This is a genomic window from Streptomyces sp. NPDC056486, from assembly GCF_042795295.1.
In the GTDB taxonomy this organism is placed as follows: Bacteria; Actinomycetota; Actinomycetes; order Streptomycetales; family Streptomycetaceae; genus Streptomyces.
Window position 1 is genome coordinate 37,663 of sequence record NZ_JBHTSF010000017.1, and the last position, 21,727, is coordinate 59,389.

Below are 21,727 nucleotides of genomic sequence, written 5' to 3' on the forward strand. Positions count from 1 at the left end.
CGGAAGGCCCTACTCGGGGCCGTCTTGGATAGGTCCGTTCACCGGGCTGAGAGCGCGCAGCTTAGGCAAGTTGGTGATGACGGTGCAGGTCAGAGCGTAGCCGGACCACGACTGGGGCGTCCGTGGGGTCTGCCGCTTGAGGATCGCATTCTCCTGGTCGCGGCTTACTGGCACACGAACTTGACGATGCGCCAGCTGGCCCTGCTGTTCGGGATTCCGGAGCCGGCGGCCGACCGGATCATTGGCCAATCGGCCCGCTGCTGTCATTGCCGTCTCGACGTCGGTTCGCGAGGGGCACAGTGCTGATCGTCGCCGGGACGTTGGTGCCCACCCGCGATCACGCGGTGGCCGAGCAGTCGAAGAATTATCGGTACTCCACCAACCACCAGGTCGTCATCGACGCCGACACCCGCTTGGTCGTTGCGGTCGGGCTGCCGCTGCCGCTGCGGGTAATCGGAACGACTGCAAGGCGTGGGAGGAATCGGGAGCCAAGGCTGCGGTCGGCCGGACGACCGTAATAGCTGACGGCGACCCAGGGATTGGGTTGATCATGCTGCACCGCCTCCCCCGTGGGGAGGAATTACCCGGCTGGGAACGTGAGCACAACCGCTCACACAAGCAGGTCCGTGCACGAGTGGAGCATGTCGGATAACTCCCACCCCGTATGACACCGCCTGCAAGAGAGTCGCGAGGAAGACGGCTGTGCCGAAGCATGCTGCTTGTCGCCATCGGCTCGAACAGCACGGCAGTTGTCACCGGCTGCGGCTCCCTCCCGATCGGACGAGGTGTAGGGAATCCGTAGCCCGTTTCCATCGGCCGGCGACCTCCAAGCACTCGGGCACCCCGGCCCTTGGCCGAAGAAGCAGAGGCCGCGGAGCCGGGACATTCCAGTCACTGCTGGCGCAGCTCACCGAACCAGCGCACGATCGACGATGTGGCTGCCACGTTGGACCCCAGGTGACGGGATGTCCGGTAGTCGGCATCGCCCAGATCGACGACCGGGGCGTCCACGCCGTTCCTGTGCAGAGCCGCCCGGCAGTGCTCGGTGTTGTCGGTGGCGGCCTGTTCGTCCCCGGTCGCCATGTAGAGCCGCACCGGGGCACGGGGTGCCCAGTCGGTGCATACGGCGTCGGTTGTGCGCAGCGCCTCCGCCAGCGGTCCCGTCGGATGCGCGAGCAACTCGCGGCCGTGCCCGGTCAGCAACTCGCCCACAGCCCCCGGGATGCCATCCATTATCTCCTTCCCCGTGTGGGCGCCGTCGAAGAGCGCCTCGACGCCGCCGGTCTGGAAGACCTCGTCAGGACTGTCGTAGATGTGGTGGAGCCGGTTGAACGCGACCAGGGTGTACGCCGCGTACAGCACACTGGACTTGGCTTCCAGCCTTCCTTCGAGCAGCGCGGGCAATTCCGTGCCGCCGAAGTCGTACACGCCGCTGACCGGTGCCAGCGCGCCCAACCTGAACCAGCGGTCCGCACCCGCCTCCAGAGCCCGGCCGAGCCCCAGCGCCGCGGAGGCCCCCTGCGAGAAGCCGGTGACCATGACCTCGCGCTCCAGCACATGTCCGGTGCGGGGCGCGAAGGCGCGGGCCGCCCTCAGCATGTCCAGGGACGCCGTCGTCTCGGATCCGATGTCCATCCAGGGGTGCAGACCGGGCCCCTTGCCCAGCCCCAGATAGTCGGGCGCGACCCCTGCGGCACCGGCCGCCGCATGTGCGATCACCGGCGCGGACAGGAACTTGGCACGCTGCATGGACGGGGAGTCGTCCTTGTGACTGCCGGTGCCGTGCGCGAAGGAGACCGCCCGCAACCGTCCCTCGCTGTTGAGCGGCAGCACGAACAGCCCGCTCGCCGTGGTGGGCCGTCCGTGCGGATCAACGGTCCGGTAGACCAGCCGGTAGGCGACCACGCCGTGCCGGACGGTGTCGTCTTCGAACCCGGCCGCGTCCAGTTCCCTGGCCACGGCCTTCGGGGTCGCGAGCGTGTACAGCTTTTCGGAGGAGATCAGCGTGCCTCGGCCACGCTCCTCGTACTGCCCCTGGGCATGGGCGGCGGGCGGAGTGGCGGCGGTGGCGACGGCCGGTGCGCTCAGCAGCAGGCCGCAGCAGACGGCTGCCACCTGCACCCGGCGACCACCGCGGTACCGGGTTTCGCTGCGCGACGATGTCGAGGTGGAGATGACCACGAGTTCCCCCAAGTGTGGCTCGATGACTGCCCCTTCAGCCTCACGCGTTACGAACTTCGACACAGGGGTGCTAGGCCCCCGAATCCTCCTGGTGCCTGCCCCCGAGAGAGATGCGGCTGATCCCGCCGCCGCGAGCTTCACCCGCCCCGTACAGCTGGACATTGCGGTGGGGACTCAGCTTTCCCGGAAGAGCCAGATCGCGGAGGTAGCGCGGCACTACAGGGCGAACGTCGGTTGATGCGGCACTAGCTGGCGAGAAGCTCGTAGCCGGCCAAGACCACGAGCAAGATGACGACCATGGCCAACGCGCCAAGGAGTAGCCAGCGGATCGGGCGGGGCTTGTGAGCAAACCACTTGTGCAGCTCATTCCGCTTGCGTTCGAGCCCGTCGCTGGCGCGAGCGGCCCACCGGAAACGGGAGGCCATCAGACGCAGCGCCACAAGCATCAGCGGAACGCCGACCTCAGGGAGCACCAGGAACAGCGGCAGACAGACGAGCGCAAGAAGCATTCCGACTACGGCACGAACCCAAGTGTTACTCACGCAGTCATCTTGCAGGGTGAGTCGCCACGGCATACGGACCAGAAGATGTGTGTTGGGGTCGAACCGCGTCGGCATGTCCACCCCCAAGCGGCGGACCTGGGCCGGGACGGTCGGCGCCGGGCCTCTTGCCTCACACGTCATATCCACAGCCTCGCCATGACCGGCTGATCCGGCACCGGACCAACGGCTCTGTTACGGAAACAGCCTTGAGGCGGGCTCGTCGAAAACTATCCGCCTCGGACCACGCAGAAGGGATGGCCTGCCGGATCGGTCAGAACCCGCGCCTTGTCATGAGGCTGGTGATCCGGCTTGCCTGCCGTTGGGCGGGCGCCGGGACGAGGGTGTCCCGGCGCCCTTCGCCCTGATCAGGAAGCGGTGATCTTGACCCCGTCGATCACCCAGTACCAGTTGTTGCCGCCGCTGTAGCGGAATCGGGCCTGGGCCTTCCGGGCGCCTGCCGGCACCTGGAGGGTGATGTTCTCGACCACGGAGGGGGTGTCCGCGGTGTACGTCCTCACCGTGACCGGGGCCCCTCCGTCGTAAGAGACAAGGACCTCGCCCCTCTGCGGGGCCTCCTGGCGGTAGTACGTCGTGTAGGTGAGGGTGGCCCGAGCGCCGCCCGGTACATCGTAGGAGGGGCTGACCAGCGTCGAGTCGAAGGTGCCCGAGAAGCTCTTGTCGGCCCACTCGTCGCCGTCCGCGACCGCGAAGACGTTGCGTGCGCGGATGTTGAGTTCGCGGCGCTGGTCGCGCTCGGCCTTCGTCCAGAACTCGTCCGTGGTGAAGGACCAGCCGCGCCACTCGGTGATGCCGCCCGTGCCCATCCGGGAGTTGTCCACGCTCCATCCACCCGGCGGTGTGTGCGTGAAGCCGATGACTGTGGCGCCGATGCCGATCTCGTCGATGGGCCCCGTCAGCTCGGCCCGCAGGGCGTCGAACGCGTCCGGCGCAGGCTGCTGCACGGGACGGCCGTCCAGGCCCCAGGCCGGGTCGATCGCGATCCCCAGGTGGGCGAGCGCGCTCGCGGCGATGTCGGGCATGCGGACGTCGTGGCGGACCGAACCCGGCGTGACCGTGCCGCCTGTGGCGATCATGAAGGTCTGGCGCTCGGGCCAGCTGGAGCCGCCGTGGCCGCCGGGGTCGGTGTGCCCGTGGTCTGCGGTGATCATGATGAGCCAGTCCTCTGCCCCGTACGTGGCACGAGACTTGACCGCGGCGACAATCTGGCCGACCTGGGCGTCGGCGCCACGGATCGCGTCGAGGTAGGCCTGGCTCGCGGCTCCGCTGTCGTGGCCCGCGTGGTCGATGTTGTCCAGCTGGACGAAGAGGGCGTCGGGGTGGCCGCCCTTGATCTCGGCGACGGCGCGGCTGGTGGTTCCGGCGTCGTACTCGGCCGAGGGGGTGGACACCCGCGCATCCACCTTCGCGGAGAAGATGATGTCGGTGATCGGGTTCCAGGACGCGACGGCATACGTCCGCAAGGACGGCTTCGCGGCCTCGATCCGGGTCAGGAAGTCCGGGTAGGCGGCGAGGTTGTGCCCGGTGAACTCGTTGTTCACGACCCTGTGCTTGTCAGGCCACACACCCGTGATGAGCGTCGACCAGCCGGGGCCCGACGAGGTCGGCGCGAGCGGCTGGGCGTAGATGCTGCTCGGCGCGGTCAGGCCCGCGCCCATCAGACCCTTGAGCGCGGGCGCGTCGGCGTCCTTGATTCTGCTGAGCAGGGCACCGTCCAGGCCGATCACCAGGACCTTGGGCGTCTTGGCCCGGCCCTTGGCGGAGGCCGACGCGGCACCGGCGAGCGAGCCGGCGGCGGCGAGGGCCGCGGCCGATACGAGGAGCGAGCGGCGGGATACGCCCTGACGGGATATGCCGTGCGACGACACGTGATCCTCCTTGCGGGGAGAGCGGGGGCGGGTGCGCATCCCAACACCTCGTGCGTCCAGAGGCATTGGGGCTAGACCTGTTACCGTTTCGCTATCTTGATGCATGGGGCAGGGCAGGCACCAGGACTCTCAGGGTGAACACTTGGATCAAGTAGTGAACCGAACCGTGAACGGGCAGTTCCCGTGGTCGGCTTGCAGCTCCCGACGTCCGTCCGGAGGTGTCAGCGATCTCTTTTCCGTCCGGCTCGAAGTCCTCGATCCGGTCTGCTGGTGACGATCACCGAGTGGCGTTCATGCGCGACCGGTGCTGAGCGGCCGGCAGAAGGTCTCGGCCACGCGCCCGCACCTCGTCAAGATCCTGGGCGGGACGGGACGGACCGTGGTTGGTCTGCCCGCCCCGCCAGGTCGTTCATTCGCTACGGAAGGCTGTGCACCTTGGGGCCGACGGAGTTCGACCACGTGTTGCCCGCCGTCGCGTCCCAGTTGGTGGACCACGTCATGGCGCCCCGCAGTGCCGGGTATGTCTTCGACGGCTTGAAGGAGCCGCAGCCGGTGCCGCGGGTCAGGCAGTCGAGGGCGTTGTTCACGACCGACGGGGCCACGTAACCGCTGCCCGCGCCGCGCGTCGACGCGGGGACGCCGATGCCGACCTGCGACGGGTCGAGGCCGCCCTCCAGCTGGATGCAGGCGAGTGCGGTCAGGAAGTCCACGCTGCCCTGGCTGTAGACCTTGCCGTCGCAGCCCAGCATGGAACCGCTGTTGTAGTACTGCATGTTGACGACCGTGAGGATGTCCTTCACGTTCAGCGCCGTCTGGAAGTACCCGCCCGAGGTGGACTGCATGTCGATGGTCTGCGGCGCCATCGTGAGCACCATGTTCGGGCCCGCCTTCGCGGCGAGCTGACGCAGTGCCTTGGTCATGTAGGTGGGGTTGAGGCCGTTCTCCAGGTCGATGTCGACGCCGCCGAACCCGTACTCCTGCATCAGCGCGTAGGCGCTGTTCGCGAAGGCCGCCGCGGAGGCGTCGCTGTTGACCGAGATGGTGCCCTTCTCTCCGCCGACCGAGAGGATCACGGACTTGCCCGCGGCCTTCTTCGCGGCGATGTCCGCCTTGAAGTCGGCGGTGGAGGAGTAACCGACGGCCGGGTCGAGGTTGAAGGTGATCTGGCCCGGCGTGGTGGTGGCGTCGGCGAAGGAGACGGCGATGATGTCGTACTGCGAGGACACATCCCGCAGCTTCTGCACGGTCGCGCCGTTGTTGAAGTTCTGCCAGTAGCCGGTCAGCGCGTGCTTGGGCACGGTGCCGCCGTCTCCGCCGCCGCCCTTGGCGGTCCGTGCGGACACCGCCGTCGACTTGGCGGACTCACCCGCCGCGTTCGAGGCGCTCACCTGGAAGCTGTAGGTGGTCTCCGGCGTCAGACCAGTGACGGTGGTGGAGGCGCCGCTGGTCGAGGCGACCTTGGCGCCGTCGCGGTAGACGGTGTATCCGGTGGCCGTGGACACCGGGGTCCAGGACAGGTCGACCGACGTGGACGTCGTCGTGCCCGCCGCGAGGCCGGCCGGCACGGCCGGTATCTCCACCGGGTCGGTGCCGCCGCCCCCGTCGGGCCCGAGAACGCTCACATCGTCGGCGTAGTACGCGCTCTGTCCGTACCAGCCGTGGGTGTACACGGTGACCGACGTGGTGTTCGCGCCGGTGGTGAAGTTGGTGGAGAGCTGCTGCCAGGACGAGTTGCCCGGCGTCCAGGTCGACACGTCCGTAGTGCCGGTGCCGCGGGCGCCGAGGTAGACATAGCTGCCCTGCACCCAGCTGCTGAGCTTGTACGTCGAGTTGGGCTTCACCTTGACGATCTGGGAACACTCGGCGTTGTTCTGGCCCGAGGGGGTGGCCTTGAGCGCTTTCGTGCCGCCGTGCACGGGGGAAGTCACGGCGGCACCGCTGCTGGCGACGCAGGTCCAGTTGCTCAGGTCCGACTCGAACCCGGCGTTCTTGGCGACGTTGACGTCCGCGGCCTTGGCGTCCGCCGCCTTGGCGTCCGCCGACTGCGCAGGCGCGGCGAGCCCGGTGACGGCGAGCGCGGCTGCCGCACCGACGGCGATCGCCGCGCCGATTCTCCGGCGAACGCCGGGTCTGCCCTTACGTACACGGTCCACGGAATGCCTCCAGGGAGAGGTGAAGGACGAAGGTGAGAGCCGGTGGCCACCGCTACTGTGCGCAAAGCTGGTCCAGACCAATCAAGTTGTCAAGACCTCTGTCGAAACGACCCCACCGCGGAGCACTCGAGGACCGCACGCCCTGCGCCGCTGGGGGCCACCCCCGTGCCTGTCGGCGTGGCCGCGGCCACGCCGGCCGTAGAGCCGAGGAACCGCTCCGGCGCAGGCACGAAGTCGTCTCAGGAGAGGCGATGGCGATAGCGGGGGCAGCACTTCGCCGAAATCAGCAACTTGCGGCGGCAGGACGGTCAAGGAGGCCCCCTATCACCCTCGGAGCCTTCGCATCCGGCAATCCGGCGGCGTACGGCCATGTGCAGCGATGTGCGGCGGTAAGGGTGACAAGTCGCTGCGCGAGGCACACGCCGCCCACCCGTGGTTCCTGACCTGGGACGATCACGAGGTCGTCAACGACTACAGCGGCACCGGCGGCGGCGCCCCGTTCATGCGGCGCCGCGCGGCCGCGTACCAGGCATGGTTCGAGCACATGCCGCACCGCGACTCGTTCGGCGGCTCCGCACTGCCCGACCCGGAGATCCACAGGGTGCGGCGCTGGGGCGACCTGCTGGAGCTCGCCGTCCTCGACCTGCGCTCGTACCGCTCGGCGCAGAACCTGCCCGACGGCACGATCCTGGGCACCGAGCAGAAGGCGTGGCTGAAGAAGACCGTCGACCGCGCCCCGGACGCCTGGCACGTATGGGCCAACTCGATCATGCTGAGCCAGCTGAGGGGCCGTCCCGGCGGCTCGTACATGTTCACCGACCAGTGGGACGGCTTCCTCGCCGAGCGCAAGGAGGTACTCGGGCACGTGCACGACAGCGGTCTGGAGGACCTGGTCGTGATCACCGGTGACTGGCACTCGGCGTTCGTCGACGACATCCGCACCGACTTCGACGAGCCGGAATCCCCCTTGCTGGGCACGGAGTTCACCGCGCACTCGGTGACCTCCGGCGCGTACTCCGCGGACTGGAACGCGGCCAACGGCCCCCTGATGGGCAAGGCCAATCCGCACCTGAAGTACTTCGAGGGCAACCGGTACGGCTACGACGTGTACGAGGTGACGCCGGACCGGTTCAGCGCGCACATGCGGGTCATCGGTGACCGGCGGGACCCGCGCTCGCCCATCAGTACGCTGACGACGTTCCATGTGGACCGGGGCACGGCCGGGTCCTACGAGGACGAGGACACCAAGGGTTCGCCCGCCCAGTACCGCAGGGACTGACACCGGGTTTCAGCGTGCCCCGGCCCGGAGGCCGGGGCACGGCCCAGCCCTGCGACAGGGTGCAGTACCAGTCGGAGATGTCCGATGGACAAGGTATCGGGAGGCGTACGGAGGAGAAGGTGACGAAGGCGCGACACGTCACCTCAGGAGCCCGACTGAATCTTCATCAGTTTCGCGCTTCGATGAGGTATTCCTGCCTCATGCCCCAGCTCACCGAACTGCTTCCCCTCGAGGCCATCCGCCTCGACGCCCCCGCTCCCGACTGGCAGGGCGCCATCCGTGCCGCCGGGGACCTGCTGGTCGCGAACGGCGTAAGTACGGACACCTACACCCAGGAGATGCTCCGCACGGTGGAGGAGAACGGGCCGTACATCGTCGTCGCTCCCGGCTTCGCCTTCGCCCACGCACGGCCATCGCCCGCCGTGCGTCACACCGGCATGTCCTGGGTGCGTCTTGTCGAACCCGTACCGTTCGGCCACGACACGAATGACCCGGTCCGCCTCGTCGTCGCCCTGGCCGCGACGGACGCCTCCGCGCACACTCAGGCGATGGGCGCCCTCGCCCGGCTCCTTGCCGACCCGGAGACGGTAGATGCCCTCGACCAGGCGCCGACCCCCGAGTCGGTGCGGCAGATCCTCGTAGGCGCCGAGGAGCCCGCGGGCTCCGCCGACTCAGCCGAGTCGGCGGAGCTGGCCCAGCCCGCGGCCACCAAAGCCGCAGGCGGCTCCGGCGGCACGCACACGATCCTCACCGTCTGCGGCAACGGCGTCGGAACGAGCCTGTTCCTCAAGTCGACGCTCGACAAGGTGCTCGACCGGTGGAAGTGGTCCCGCTACATCAACACCGAGGCGACCGACACCATCTCCGCCAAGGGCAAGGCCTCCGAAGCCGTCGCCATCCTGACCTCCCGTGAGATCGCCAGGGCGTTGGGCGACGTGGGCGTGCCCGTGCGGGTGATCGAGGACTTCACCAATGCCAAGGAAGTGGACGCCGCGCTGCGCGATCTCTACGACGTCTGAGCCTCCGGCCTCCCCCACGCCCCGCCCCCGCCGAACCTCCAGGAAATCCCGGGAACCCCATGAACGTCCTCGTCGACATCGCGAAATTCATCGTCAATGAAATCCTCGCCGTCCCCGCCTATCTCATCGGCATCATCACCGCCATCGGCCTCATCGCCCTGAAGAAGTCCACCGGCCAGGTCGTCGGCGGCGCCATCAAGGCGACGCTCGGCTTCCTGCTGATCGGCGCGGGTGCCACCCTGGTCACCGCCTCGCTTGAACCCCTCGGCAAAATGATCACCGGTGCGACCGGCTCGCACGGCGTCATCCCCACCAACGAGGCCATTGTCGGCATCGCCCAGGCCGAGTACGGCTCGCGAGTGGCGTGGCTGATGATCCTCGGGTTCCTCGTCAGCCTGCTCCTGGCGCGCTTCACACCGCTCTCGTACGTGTTCCTGACCGGCCATCACATGCTGTTCATGGCGACATTGCTGACGATGGTCCTCGCCACGGCAGGAGTCACCTCCTGGGTCGTGGTGGTGGTCGGTGGCGTCCTGCTCGGCATCATGCTGGTCGCGATGCCGGCCTTCGCCCACCCCTGGACCAAACGCGTCACCGGCAACAACACCGTGGCCGTCGGGCACTTCGGCACGGCCGGCTACATCGTCTCCGGCGCGACCGGACAGGCCATCGGCAAGAAGAGCCGCTCCACGGAGGAGATGAACCTCCCCGAGGGCCTGCGCTTCCTGCGCGACTCGATGGTGGCGACGGCCCTGTCCATGGTCCTCATCTACATGATCATGGCCATTGTCTTCCTGGCCAAGGTCGGCAAGACGGAGGCATTCCAGGCGTACTCGTCGGGGAAGGGAGACCCCGGCTCGACCGGCATCGGCAACTACCTGATGTCGTCGCTCGGCCAGGGCCTCCAATTCGGCATCGCCGTCGCCGTCATCCTCTTCGGCGTCCGCACGATCCTCGGTGAACTCGTCCCCGCCTTCCAGGGAATCGCTCAGAAGGTCGTGCCCGGCGCCATCCCTGCCCTGGACGCGCCCATCGTCTTCCCGTACGCGCAGAACGCCGTCCTCGTCGGCTTCATCTGCTCCTTCACCGGCGGTCTGGTGACCCTGGGGCTGCTGGCCGGGGTCATCAACCCCGCGTTCGGCACGGCCCTCGTCCTGCCCGGCCTGGTCCCGCACTTCTTCACCGGTGGCGCGGCGGGCGTCTTCGGCAACGCGACGGGCGGCCGCCGCGGCGCCGCCGTCGGCTCGTTCCTCAACGGTGTCCTGATCACCCTCCTGCCGGCGTTCCTGCTCGGGGTGCTCGGCTCGTTCGGCTCGGCCAACACGACGTTCGGGGACGCCGACTTCGGCTGGTTCGGCTTGATCATCGGCAACGCGGCGAAGGCGGGCTCGGTGGCCGGCATCGTCCTCATGCTGCTGATCGGCGTCGCCGTCCTCATCGCCGCCATCGCCTGGCAGAAGAAGGCCGTCGACACCGGCTGGGACCCGGGAGCCGCGCGCGACAAATTCCTGCCTCCGGAGGCGCGGGAGACCCTCGAGGCCCAGGAGACCTCGGCCCCGACCACGAACCGGCAGTACGCGAAGATCGCCCCACCGGCGGGCGCACCGAAGCCACCCCAGCCTGAGGACTAGGGAGTTTCTGGTGTCTCTTGGACGACGCCGCGGAGCCAGCTCCGGAACTGTTGCCCCTTGCCGACGCATCGCTCGACCGCGCTACGCCGTTGGTATTGGGCCTTGTTGAAGGCGGGTGGACGACCGCCGACCCGGCCACGGTTACGGCGGTCGGCCCATCCCAGCGGGTAAAGCGGTCCAGGCCCAGCATCTCGGAGTAGGCCTGCCGGGCGCCGGAGTACGCCCGCTTGTCGGGGACCATCGGCGGGAGTTCATGGGGGACGCGGTCACGGCCCGGGGACTCCCCCGCCGTGACTACGACGGTGACCATCGGCACGCCCGAGGACAGCGTCTGGCAACACTCGGGGTTCATGGAGAAAGGTCGTCGTCGGGTCTGCAGCGAAGCGGGCGGTCAAAGGCTTCGACAACCTTGTTCATCAGGGGGCGCGCCGAACGCAGGCCCCGCACCGGGCTCTCGGAGAGGAACCGACCGGTTTTGGCTCTGCGCATCGGACGTGGCCGCCTTCGCAGGCCATGTGCTACCGGTCCGGTGGGCCGATGCGGTGGCCGGCCAAGAAGGCGGCGGTACCGCTTGCTGTGGTGTCGAGAGGTCAGGCGCGGAGCAGGTCGGTCGAGACCGTCCACAGGCGCTCGGCGGTGGCGGGATCGAGCGCCCATTCCTTGACGCCGTGCGGGTGCTGCGCGAGGTCGGCGTCATTCGTCACGGTGTACGCCTCCTGTGAATCGTCGAGGTAGTGGCCTCCGGAATGCGCGAACTGCGGGGCGACGGCCGCAACGATGCTGGTGGCAGCCCCCTGCTCGACCGTTTTGTAGGTGAAGACTCCGGCGGCTTCGGCCGCATCGAGCGACTTCTTCTGTTGCGTTGTGAAGTTCCGCTGCAGTCCCGTCGCGACACCGCCGGGGTTCACGGCATTGGCGATGATGCCGTCGGACGCCCAGAGGCGACTTGCCTCGACGGCGAATAGAGAGTTCGCCGTCTTCGACTGGGCGTAGGCAACCTGCGGATCGTAGCTGCGACGCTCGAAGTGGAGATCGTCGAAGTCGATGCCCGCACGCATGTGCGCCGTCGAACTGACCGAAACGATCCGTGCCCCGTCGCGGTCGACCGCTCCCTGGGCCAGGGCGTCATGAAGGCCGACGGTGAGGGCGAAGTGGCCAAGATGGTTCGTCGCGAATTGCAGCTCCCAGCCCTCACGTGTGCGTTCGAGGCCACCAGTGACCACGCCCGCATTGTTGATCAGCAGGTGCAGCGGGCCGTCCCACGCGTCAACGAATCGCGTGACGATGGTCCTGTCGGCAAGGTCGAGCCGGACGGCTCGGGGCCGTATTCCTCCGGTCGACTTCTCGATCGCCTCAGCGACGGCGTCCCCCGCCGTCGTGCTCCGGACAGCGAGCGTCACCTCCGCCCCGGCAGCGGTCAACGCGCGAGCCGTCTCGATCCCGATTCCGGAGGAAGCTCCCGTCACGATCGCGCGGACGCCGGTGAGGTCGACACCCCGCAGTACCTCATCCGCGGTGCTGGACGCGGTGAAGGGCATGGAGATGGGTTCGCGAGTAGCCATGGCGGTGACTATACGTACTAGCCCATATTTGTATAGTGCGGCTCTCGCTCGTATGCTCGGTTTCATGGACAGTCCCGCCGCCGGCCACCCGCAGTCGACAGTCGCCGACACCGACCGTCGGACCATGGTTCTGGACTCCGCCATGGTCACTTTCGCGCGATTCGGTTACCGCAAGACCTCGATGGAGGAGGTGGCGCGGGCGGCGGACATCTCCCGGCCCGGGCTCTACTTCCTCTTCTCCTCGAAGGAGAGCCTGTTCCGCGCCGCCGTCACCCAGGCGTTGGAACGCGACATCACAGCGGTCGAACACGTCCTGGCCGACACCGGCCGACCCCTTGCAGAGCGCCTCCTCGATGCGTTCGACCAGTGGGCGGGGCGCTACATCGGCCCGCTGACACGCGATGTGGCGGTGGTCATCGAGGACAACCCCGGCCTCCTGGGAGAGATCGTCGAGACCACACCGCAACGTTTCGAGCAACTGATCACAGACGCGATCGCCGTCGAGGCAGCACAAGCAGCGGCCCGCCCAGTCGCCCAGACGATGATCAGCGCGTCGACCGGCCTCAAACACCAGGCCACATCACGGGACTTCTACCTCGAACGACTGGAGATCGCCATCGATCTCCTGGTGCGCTGAAGAGGCTTACCGAAGCCGCATGAGCGAGCCCGGCCGAACAGCCAGGCCCACCCGCCCGGCCAGAACTGGCGCGGAGCCCCCGCCACCCGACGATGCCCCCGGCCCTCGCCCTCCCCCGACGTCGCTCGGCGCCCGTTGGCCTCGCAGGTCGATTCCGTATCGCAGAGGGATGCTGCTGTACAAGAACACGTAATGCGCAAATTCTGCGACGGAAAATTCCTCTGATTCTCGTTCGGGCACTGGTCGGGCATGCTCATTGCTTTCTAAGCGAATGACCCCCTTTACCTTTACCTCTTTACCGGAAACCATTCCCCCGGACCGGCGGCGGGCGTCCTTCGGGGCCGCGCGCCGTCACGCTGTCACGAGCTCTGGTGGTTGTGCTCCAGGAGGTGACCGGAGCTGTCGGGCACGGACACCCAGTCGGTGTCCTGCTGCCGGGTGCGCACGGTGCCGGAGTTGATGGCCCAGCGGGCGACCAGGAAAGAGAGGGGCGTGGCAAGGATGCCTGCGCCCAGGGCCGTGACGTTCTCCCCCATGCCCAAGGAGCGCACGCCGAGGAAGAGGAGGGCGCCGCTGAACACCATGTTGACGAGGCTCGAGAGCGGGAAGCGGAAGAAGGCCCGCCAGGTCGGCTTTGTTCGACAGGTGATGTAAGTGTTCAGGAAGAATGAACCGACCGTACTGACCGCGAAGCCTATGACGTGAGCGACCAGGTACGAGATCCACCAGTTGAGCGAGGCGTACACGGCCATGTATACGGCGGTATTGACGATCCCGATCGATGCGAAGATCAGGAACTGTCGCAGGGTGCGAAGTTTGGCGGGATTGGGGGTCGAGACCTCCGGCTGCACGCTCACCCGAGCCGGGAGCGGATGGCTGATTCCGATGTCCACGGGGACGGTGCCGACCTGGTGCGGTTCCTCATCGGTTTCACACACCACATAGAGCGGGCGGCGTTTCGTCTCGCCGTAGATGCGGCCGACGTATTCGCCGATGACGCCGAGCGTGGCGAGCTGTACTCCTCCCAGGGCCACAACGGCGATCAACAGGGTGGCGAATCCGGGCACTTCCACCCCGTGCAACACGACATTCGCGGCGATCCACAGGGCGTACGCGAAAGCTGCACACGAGAGGGCGATTCCAGCGTAGATAACCAGTCGCAGCGGGCGGCTGTTGAAGGAGATGAGGCCGTCGATGCCGTAGTTGACAAGGTGCCGGCCGCCCCATTTGGAGCGCCCCGCAACACGGGTGACGTTGTGGTAGGTGAAGCCGGTGGTGTCGAAACCTATCCAGGAGAAGATTCCCTTGGAGAACCGGTTGGCTTCCGGCAGCGTGAGGATCGCGTCGACGGCTCGGCGCGACAGCAGCCTGAAGTCACCTTCCCCGTCGACGACATCGACGTCCATGCATCGGCCCACGGCCTGGTAGTACGCGGCACTGAGGGTCCTTCGCAGCAGCCCCTCGCCGGAGCGGTCCCGGCGGGCGACGACCTGGTCGTATCCGTGTTTCCGCAGTTCCAGCATGCGGTGCAGGAGACCCGGCGGGTGCTGAAGGTCGGCGTCCATGAGGGCCACGGCATCGCCGCGCGACATGCGCAGCCCCGCGAGCATGGCTGCTTCTTTGCCGAAGTTCCGGCTGAACGACGTATAGCGAACACGCGGGTCCGCGGCGGCGAAGGCCCGCAATTGGGTACGGGTCGTGTCGCGACTGCCGTCGTCGACGTAACAGACCTCGAAAGTCTGTTGCGTATCACCAAGGACCGACATCAGCGCGCAGTGAAAGGTATTGATCACCTCCTCCTCGTTGAAACACGGCACGACAACGGAAAGCTGGCACCCTTCCATTCGTCACCTCAGCCGGTGTGAGTGCGGTCTTTTCTGCTGCGTCCGTCATCATGGCGCTTCTCTTCAAGGCGACGGTAAGAAATCAGCCCGGGTGGACGGGATCTCTGTACCCTCGCTGGAAGAACGGTCCGGTGTGATGGAACGTGATGGAACCAGATATGCGGAGCATCGTCGCGTTCTTTTCAGGTCACCCTGAGGAGGCGGGTGCCGATCGCCAGCAAACTGCAAATTTGATCTTCGCGTCGAGGAATCTTGTCTCTTGGCTCCGACGGGGAAGGGGGGCGGCCTGTGGTGCATACGCCGAAAAAGGCTGTTCAGGTCCAGCACATCGAGAGTGAATCGAATGCGCGGAAGACGGGGCGTCGAGTGTCCACAGGGGCGGGGCTTCTCTCGCTCCTGCCGCTCGCCGTTTTTGTCTTTGCGGCGGGGAATGCCCGCTGGGTGCGCCCCGGTGGCGACGACTGGTGTTTCCTGCCGGTGGTCCGCGACGGCGGGTTGTCCGCGATGGTGGAGAAGTTCTACCTCCACGACAACGGGCGCCTCGTCAACGCCGTGCTGGTCTGGGCCTATGCGCGGTTCGGTGAAGCGGGTCAGCAATGGTTCGCCCCGGTCAGCGGCGCGCTCGTCCTCGTCCTTGTGTGGGCCTTCACCGCCGCCGTCGTGCGCGCCGCCCGGCTCACGGTCCCGCGAGGCGTCCCGCTCCTGGTGGCGTCCATGGTGGTGGCCTTGTTCCTCTTCGGCTCACCCAACACCTACAAGACGTTCTACTGGCCCGCCGCCTCCGTCTCCCACACCCTGCCCCCGGTGTTCGCCTGCGCCGCAGCCATTCCCGTACTGCGGGCGGCATCGCGGCGGACGAAGGTCCTCGCGCTGCTCACCGTCGTCGTCGCAGGGGTGTCCCTGGGCCTCCTCTCGGAGGAGACCAGCGCCGTCGCTTCGACCGTCCTCGCGTGCGCCCTGCTGACGAGCGGCCACCTCTTTCCTGCAAGCCGCCGCAGGTTCCTCCGGGTCTGCTGCACCGCCGGAATCGTGAGCATCGTGATCGGCACCCTGATCCTCTACACATCACCTGGCTCACGGAACCGGCGAGAGCGGAAGGACTCCTCGACCATGCTCGATCCCGACTCGCTCCTTGGGTCCTTGCGCGGATTTGGCGAGATCGCCCGCACGCTGCTCACGACCTGGCCGTACCTGGGGGCGCTCGCGACGGGCGTCATCCTTGGCCTGCTGGCCCGCGGCCCCATGGGACGGCCCACCGCCCCTGGGAAGAACGATGCCATTGCGGCCGCGGCGGGCGTGTGCGCCCTGCTCGTCTCCGGCTACGCGTGCACGGTCATCACCTACCCCGTCTTCGGCGAGGCCGTGGTGTCCTCGACGCGCCTGTGGAACGACTACCTGCTGCTGTACATCCTGCTCCTCGTCTACCTCGGCACTCTCGCCGGCCGCGCTGTACGAAGCCGTGTCCGGCAGGCCGGTCTGGTCCTGACCGTCGGGGCCGCGACGTACGCCGCGGCCTGCCTCGCACTCGCGCCGTCGCTTGCGGAGCTCGAATCCCACATGATCACTCGCGCGCACGACTGGGACCGCCAGAATCGCTGGATGCACAGTCAGGCCGCCACTGGCGTCCACGTCCTGCCGTACAAACGGCTGCCCCTCAGCCACATGACCGAGCCGTTCCGCCACGGCGGGCGCGCGAAGTGGCCCGCCTCGTGCATCGCCGACTACTACGAGGTTCAACACATCACTCAGGCCTACAAGTTGCCCTGACCGGCTGCGGGTGACCCGAGTCGCAAGCCGGCGGCGAGCCGGATCAAATTGGTCTATTCGGTACGGAAACCCGACAACTCCGTACGCCTCACGCCCTCCGGTGTACCGCGGTGCAGGCATCCCCGGAGAGCTCTTCGCCACAGGCGCCGGCGCTGCCCCGATGCGACGCAAAATCGTCGTGCGGGAAGTCGTGCGGGAATAGGGCCTTCCGGAGGGCGGCCGACCGTTGCGGCGGGCCGCAGCGGGAGCCGCGAGCCGTGCGCCTCTTGCTCGCCGGCGCACGCCCCCGCCTGCGCGGAGCGATAGAGCAACAGCTTCTGACGCGTCTTCGGCGTCTCCCTCATCGCAGCGTTCGCTTCCGGCTTGGGGGCGCGGCTTTGCTCCGTCGACGTCCAAGCGCCTTTCCGGTTCCTCGAAGCAGGCGCGCAGCCATCGCATCGCACTGATCGCCACATCCACATTGCCTCCCCGGGCCATGCACTCGACAAGGGAAGGCAGTCGTGCCAACTCCGACGGCAGGTAGTCCCGTTGCGGGACTACGAAGAAGGTAATGAGAAGAAGGTAATGCGGGGGAAGCGGCAGGCACTCCAGGTGGTGGAGCGCACCCCAGGCCGCCTTGAAGCTAGGGTTTCGCAAAGCACATCGTGAACCGGAACAAGGAGCAGACGTGAGTGAGCCGACGTCCATCGCCCTGCAGCAGGAGATCGCTCGGGACCTGGAGGTCGCCGAGACCTTCGAGGCCGGGCAGGAGATCGAACGCCGGGTAGCCTTCCTCGCCGAGCGGCTGGCCTCCACTGGTCTGCGCTGCCTCGTACTCGGCATCAGCGGCGGTGTCGACTCCACCCTCGCCGGCCGACTGTGCCAGCTCGCCGTCGAGCGGGCCCGGGCCGCCGGGCACGAGGCACGGTTCTACGCGATGCGTCTGCCCTACGGAATCCAGGCCGACGAGCATGACGCTCAGCTCGCGCTCTCCTTCATCCAGGCCGACCGCGTACTGACGGTGGACATCAAGCCCGCGAGCGACGCCGCGCTCCAGGCCTCGCTGGACGCCGGAATCAGCTTCCGCGACGCCCACCACCAGGATTTCGTACACGGCAACATCAAGGCCCGCCAGCGCATGATCGCCCAGTATGCGGTGGCCGGTGCGCATGGCGGCCTGGTCGTCGGCACCGACCACGCGGCCGAGGCGGTCTCCGGCTTCTTCACCAAGTTCGGCGACGGCGCCGCCGACCTGGTCCCGCTGACCGGCCTGACCAAGCGCCGGGTGCGCTCCGTAGCGGACACGCTGGGCGCGCCCGCCGAGCTGGTGTGGAAGTCCCCCACCGCCGACCTGGAGACCCTCGCCCCGGGCAAGACCGACGAGGATGCTCTCGGGGTCACCTACGACGACATCGACGACTTCCTGGAGGGCAAGCCGGTGGACGAGCAGGCCTTCGAAACCATCACCAACCGCTACCGCCTCACCGGCCACAAGCGCCAGCTCCCCATCGCCCCTTAGCTCCCCATCGCCCCTTAGGGGGAAGCAGAGACCCTTGGACCCAGCCCCTGGAACCCCCGCCCCTGGCTTTCGGAGAGCGACTTTGCGCAGTCTGACCTTCGTCATCGGCACGGGCCGCAGCGGCTCCACCACGCTGTCCCGCATCCTGAACACCCACCCCGACGTCCTCAGCCTCAACGAATACATGGCCTCCGTAGGGCACGCGGCCTTCCCGGAAGGTCAGGTCTCCGGCGGCGAGTTCTGGGAAGCCCTTTTCCGGCCCACCCCGTACTTCGCGAACATGATCCGCAGCGGGCTCCTGATGCCCGAGTTCCTCTACACGCGCCGCCCGGGGCAGTACACGGCGCAGAGCACCGGCATCCCCGCGCTCTCCCTCATGGTGTTGCCCCACCTCACCGACCACCCCGACGGGCTGCTCGACGAAATCCGCGCGGCGGTCATCGACTGGCCCGACCGCACCGCAGCCGAACACCACGAAGCGCTCTTCGAGTGGCTCGGCGCGCGGTGGGGGCGCACCGCCGCCGTGGAGCGCTCCGGTTACTCGACGGACTGGGCCCCAGGGCTGCGAGCCGCCTTCCCCTACGCGAAGTTCGTGCACCTGTTCCGCGACGGGCCCGATTGTGCCCTGTCCATGAGCCGTCACCCCGGTTACCGCGTGATCACCTTGCTGCGTGAGATCAAGGAGCGGACGGGCGTCGAGAGCTTCGGCGACCTGACGGACGAGGACGTGCGCTCCCTGCCGCCGGATCTGGCGCCCCTGCTCAACGAGCGCTTCGACCCCGCCCTCGTACAGGAGCGGGGCTTTCCGCTGCGCCGGTTCGGTGCCCTGTGGTCCGAACTCGTCGCCCAAGGCGCATGGTTCCTCGACGAACTGCCCGCCGCTCAGCGCATGACACTTGCCTACGAGGATCTCCTCGACGCTCCCCAAGAGGAGCTCGCCCGCCTCGCCGCATTCATCGGGGTCGAGCCTTCGCGCCAGTGGCTGGACGGCGCGTGCGCCCAGCTCGACGACAGCCGCCGTGGCTCAGCGAGGAAGCAGCTGGCGCCCGCCGAACTCGATGACCTGAGGAACAGCTGCGCACCGGGCACCCGGGCCCTGGAGGACAGGCCAAGCTGACGACCAGGGCATGCTCCGCGCGAACTAGGCCCCGGAGTCCTAGCTCAGACACCAGCCGCAAAGTAGGTCATGTGTAGCCGGACGGGCCCCGTTTCCCTGTCCTGGGCGCCGTCGTTGGTCTGATCGAGTGATGGAAGCCAACAAGGGGGCGGGCGGGCGGCAAGAGTGGGGCGACCCGGCTCGGCTTCGGTCTGTTGCTGAAGTTCTTCGAGCTGGAGGGGCGCTTCCCTCATGTGCTGGAAGAGGTCCCGCCGGCCGCGGTGGAGTACGTCGCTGACCTGGTGAAGGTCCTGTCCACGGACTTCGCGAAGTACACCCTGGTCGGCAGGACTTCCGAGTACCACCGCAAGCAGATCCGCGAGGCGCTGAGGTTCCGCCCGTCGACGGTCGCGGACGAGAAGGCGCTGACCGAGTGGCTGGCCGCGGAGGTCTGCCCGGTCGAACTGGCGGAGTACTGGCAGCGCGAGGCTCTGCTGGTCGAGTGCCGGGGCCGGAAGATCGAGCCACCGGGCCGCACCGGATTGAGAAGGTGCTCGTTGCGGCGCGCGGTCGGTGGGAGAAGTCGTTCTGCGGCCGGACCATCGACCGCCTGGGCGAAGCGGGCACGGCTCGGCTCCTCGGTCTGGTAGCCGAGGACAACGAGGACGGCACCGCCCTGCTGGCCGCGCTCAAGCGTGACCCGGGGGCGGTGGGCCTGGACTCGCTCCTGACGGAGATCACCAAACTGAACGATGTGCGCAAACTCGGGCTGCCCGACGGGCTGTTCGCGGATTGCTCCGAGAAGCTGGTGGCCGCGTGGCGGGCGATCAAGATGTACCCCTCGGGCTTTCGCGACACGAGCGAGGACGTACGGACCACGCTGCTGGCGGCGCTGTGCTCGTCGCGGCAGGCGGAGATCACTGATGCCCTGGTCGACCTGTTGGTCGCCCTGGTCCACAAGATCAACGCTCGTGCTGAGCGGCGGGTGGAGAAGCAGCTCACCGCCGAACTGAAGAAGGTCCGTGGCAAGGAAAGCATTCTCTTCAAGCTGGCAACGGCGGCGGTCGGCAAGCCCGACGAGGTCGTACGCCGGGCACAGTTCCCGGTGGTCGGGGAAAAGACGCTCCGCGAGCTGGTGGCCGAGGCGAAGGCGAACGAGAAGGTCTTCAAGGCCAAGGTCCGCACCACGCTCCGGTCGTCGTACAGCTCGTACTACCGGCAGATACTGCCGCCGCTGCTGAACACGCTGGGCTTCAAGTGCAACAACACCGCCTGCCGGCCGGTGACGGACGCGATGAAGCTGCTGAAGAAGTACGCCGGCGTCGACGGCAAGACCCGCTTCTACGACGCCACGGATGTCGTGCCGATGGACGGCGTGGTGCGCAAGGACTGGCGCGAGGCGGTCGTCGACGACAAAGGCAAGACCGAGCGCATCCCGTACGAGCTGTGCGTGCTGGTCGCGCTGCGGGACGCGGTCCACCGCCGCGAGATCTACGTGGAAGGCGCGGCTCGCTGGCGTAACCCTGACCGCGCTGTTCTGGTCCAACGTCAACCCGTACGGCACCTTCCGCCTGGATATGGACAAGCGGCTCGACCTCGGGTCGGCTGTCGCCGTGCCCGGCCCTCGCGCTGCGGCGGACTCCGTCGGTATCCAGGCTCTTCCGACAAAAAAACGACGTGAAGTCGTGGACGAGGACGTCGGATACAGAACCGCGGTGGCGTACTGCGGCCGCGATGAACATCGGTACAGCCGTGGCATCTCATGCACGGCTTGTGCGTCTATCTCGCTCTTGGTGCCCTCTCGGATGGTCGACTACGAGCCTGTCCTGGCCCGTCCTGTTCGGACTCCGCCGTTGATGGGAGGGCCGCGGCGATGCAGTCGAGGACGCGCTGGAGCCCGTGCCGGAACTGGTCTTCGCGGCTCAGGTGCGGCTGGCGCGCCTCCATCACGATCTTGGTGAAGATCGGGTACTCCCCGCTCTTCACCAGCCGGTCGATGTACGGGTAGCTCCGCGCCATCCACTCCGACTCGCTGAGCCCGCTGCGGTGGATCTCCCTGGCCGTGCTGATCTCCTCGCGGACGGTGCCCTCGACGTGGCCGTTCAGCAGGGCCACGAGGCCGAGATTCTCATCGATGGGGATGAAGGCGTCGAGCACCCCCATCAGCCGTTCGACCAAGAGCAGTTGGTTGGGGCCGAAGCTGGGGAGCGACCGCTGCACGGTGGCGATCCACGGGTGCCTCAACCACATGGTCCGCTGCTCACCGGCGTAGCGGGTCAGGTCGGCGCGCCAGTCGCCCGAGGGCATGTCCGTGACGTCGATCTCGCCCATCACCTGGTCGGCCATGAGCTCGACCAGGTTCTCGCGGTTCGGGACGTACCGGTAGAGGGACATCACGCCGGCACCGATCTCGGCGGCGATCCGCCGCATGGTGGCGGCCTCCAGCCCCTCGGCGTCGGCGATCCGGACGGCCGCCTCGGTGATCTTCGCGCGACTGTAGGCCGGGGTCGGCCCGTAGGCGGCGCGCTCGGGCCGCATCCAGATGTTCACGTACTCGGCTTCGGTCACCGTTCCACCTCCTTGGTTGCGTACATAGTACCCAGTCGTCTAGCGTGAGCGCCACGACCGCGTA

At 67.6% G+C, this 21,727-nt stretch carries 15 protein-coding genes and 3 pseudogenes; 10 read left to right on the forward strand and 8 right to left on the reverse strand.

Annotated elements, in window-relative coordinates; genetic code table 11:
* Positions 1 to 28: 28 nt before the first annotated feature.
* Positions 29 to 646, forward strand: a pseudogene (locus ACFQ7F_RS10170) (transposase family protein); the annotation flags it as partial.
* A gap of 245 nt (positions 647 to 891) precedes the next feature.
* Here ACFQ7F_RS10170 and ACFQ7F_RS10175 read toward each other — a convergent pair.
* The 5 genes and pseudogenes from ACFQ7F_RS10175 to ACFQ7F_RS10195 form a co-directional block, all read right to left on the reverse strand.
* The gene (locus ACFQ7F_RS10175; protein ID WP_383268903.1) at positions 892 to 2,193 is read right to left on the reverse strand and encodes a lipase; all 1,302 of its coding nucleotides are present in this window, start codon (positions 2,191 to 2,193) and stop codon (positions 892 to 894) included.
* A gap of 233 nt (positions 2,194 to 2,426) precedes the next feature.
* A complete protein-coding gene (locus tag ACFQ7F_RS10180) occupies positions 2,427 to 2,690 on the reverse strand; it encodes a hypothetical protein (RefSeq protein WP_383268906.1) in 264 nt (87 codons plus the stop codon).
* A 260-nt stretch (positions 2,691 to 2,950) separates the two neighbouring features.
* Positions 2,951 to 3,040, reverse strand: a pseudogene (locus tag ACFQ7F_RS10185) (VOC family protein); the annotation flags it as partial.
* Positions 3,041 to 3,088: 48 nt separating this feature from the next.
* On the reverse strand, positions 3,089 to 4,648 hold the full coding sequence (locus ACFQ7F_RS10190) for an alkaline phosphatase family protein (protein WP_383268908.1): 1,560 nt from the start codon (positions 4,646 to 4,648) through the stop codon (positions 3,089 to 3,091).
* Positions 4,649 to 5,025: 377 nt separating this feature from the next.
* Positions 5,026 to 6,762 carry a chitinase gene (locus ACFQ7F_RS10195; protein ID WP_383268911.1) on the reverse strand — a complete coding sequence of 579 codons (1,737 nt, stop codon included), beginning with the start codon at positions 6,760 to 6,762 and terminating at the stop codon, positions 5,026 to 5,028.
* 391 nt (positions 6,763 to 7,153) lie between these two features.
* Here ACFQ7F_RS10195 and ACFQ7F_RS10200 point away from each other — a divergent pair.
* The 3 genes and pseudogenes from ACFQ7F_RS10200 to ACFQ7F_RS10210 form a co-directional block, all read left to right on the forward strand.
* A pseudogene (locus ACFQ7F_RS10200) lies at positions 7,154 to 8,041 on the forward strand (alkaline phosphatase D family protein); the annotation flags it as partial.
* A gap of 200 nt (positions 8,042 to 8,241) precedes the next feature.
* Positions 8,242 to 9,060, forward strand: a complete 819-nt coding sequence (locus ACFQ7F_RS10205) for a PTS sugar transporter subunit IIA (RefSeq protein ID WP_383268913.1) — start codon at positions 8,242 to 8,244, stop codon at positions 9,058 to 9,060.
* Between the two features lie 59 nt (positions 9,061 to 9,119).
* On the forward strand, positions 9,120 to 10,691 hold the full coding sequence (locus ACFQ7F_RS10210) for a PTS ascorbate transporter subunit IIC (protein WP_383268914.1): 1,572 nt from the start codon (positions 9,120 to 9,122) through the stop codon (positions 10,689 to 10,691).
* A 590-nt stretch (positions 10,692 to 11,281) separates the two neighbouring features.
* On the opposite strand, the gene ACFQ7F_RS10215 is transcribed toward ACFQ7F_RS10210, so the two are convergent.
* Positions 11,282 to 12,253 (reverse strand): SDR family NAD(P)-dependent oxidoreductase, encoded by a 972-nt coding sequence (locus ACFQ7F_RS10215; RefSeq protein ID WP_383268916.1) that lies wholly within the window; start codon positions 12,251 to 12,253, stop codon positions 11,282 to 11,284.
* A gap of 64 nt (positions 12,254 to 12,317) precedes the next feature.
* Between ACFQ7F_RS10215 and ACFQ7F_RS10220 the strand changes: the two genes are divergently transcribed.
* Positions 12,318 to 12,890 (forward strand): TetR/AcrR family transcriptional regulator, encoded by a 573-nt coding sequence (locus tag ACFQ7F_RS10220; RefSeq protein WP_383268917.1) that lies wholly within the window; start codon positions 12,318 to 12,320, stop codon positions 12,888 to 12,890.
* Positions 12,891 to 13,249: 359 nt separating this feature from the next.
* Here the strand turns inward: ACFQ7F_RS10220 and ACFQ7F_RS10225 are convergent, their stop codons facing one another.
* Positions 13,250 to 14,734 (reverse strand): glycosyltransferase, encoded by a 1,485-nt coding sequence (locus tag ACFQ7F_RS10225; protein WP_383268918.1) that lies wholly within the window; start codon positions 14,732 to 14,734, stop codon positions 13,250 to 13,252.
* Positions 14,735 to 15,100: 366 nt separating this feature from the next.
* Between ACFQ7F_RS10225 and ACFQ7F_RS10230 the strand changes: the two genes are divergently transcribed.
* The 5 genes from ACFQ7F_RS10230 (at position 15,101) to ACFQ7F_RS10250 (ending at position 20,776) form a co-directional block, all read left to right on the forward strand.
* Positions 15,101 to 16,501, forward strand: coding sequence for a DUF6056 family protein (locus tag ACFQ7F_RS10230; RefSeq protein ID WP_383268920.1), 1,401 nt, complete (start codon positions 15,101 to 15,103; stop codon positions 16,499 to 16,501).
* Positions 16,502 to 17,168: 667 nt separating this feature from the next.
* Positions 17,169 to 17,999 (forward strand): ammonia-dependent NAD(+) synthetase, encoded by an 831-nt coding sequence (nadE, locus tag ACFQ7F_RS10235; RefSeq protein ID WP_383268921.1) that lies wholly within the window; start codon positions 17,169 to 17,171, stop codon positions 17,997 to 17,999.
* Between the two features lie 82 nt (positions 18,000 to 18,081).
* Positions 18,082 to 19,116 (forward strand): sulfotransferase, encoded by a 1,035-nt coding sequence (locus ACFQ7F_RS10240; protein WP_383268923.1) that lies wholly within the window; start codon positions 18,082 to 18,084, stop codon positions 19,114 to 19,116.
* A gap of 194 nt (positions 19,117 to 19,310) precedes the next feature.
* The gene (locus ACFQ7F_RS10245; protein ID WP_383268925.1) at positions 19,311 to 19,745 is read left to right on the forward strand and encodes a DUF4158 domain-containing protein; all 435 of its coding nucleotides are present in this window, start codon (positions 19,311 to 19,313) and stop codon (positions 19,743 to 19,745) included.
* Positions 19,646 to 20,776: a hypothetical protein gene (locus ACFQ7F_RS10250; protein ID WP_383268927.1), complete on the forward strand. Its 1,131-nt coding sequence runs from the start codon at positions 19,646 to 19,648 to the stop codon at positions 20,774 to 20,776. Before ACFQ7F_RS10245 ends, ACFQ7F_RS10250 begins: the two co-directional genes overlap by 100 nt.
* 98 nt (positions 20,777 to 20,874) lie before the next feature.
* Here ACFQ7F_RS10250 and ACFQ7F_RS10255 read toward each other — a convergent pair whose 3' ends face one another.
* Positions 20,875 to 21,663 (reverse strand): TetR/AcrR family transcriptional regulator, encoded by a 789-nt coding sequence (locus tag ACFQ7F_RS10255; protein ID WP_383268929.1) that lies wholly within the window; start codon positions 21,661 to 21,663, stop codon positions 20,875 to 20,877.
* Positions 21,664 to 21,727: the final 64 nt, after the last annotated feature.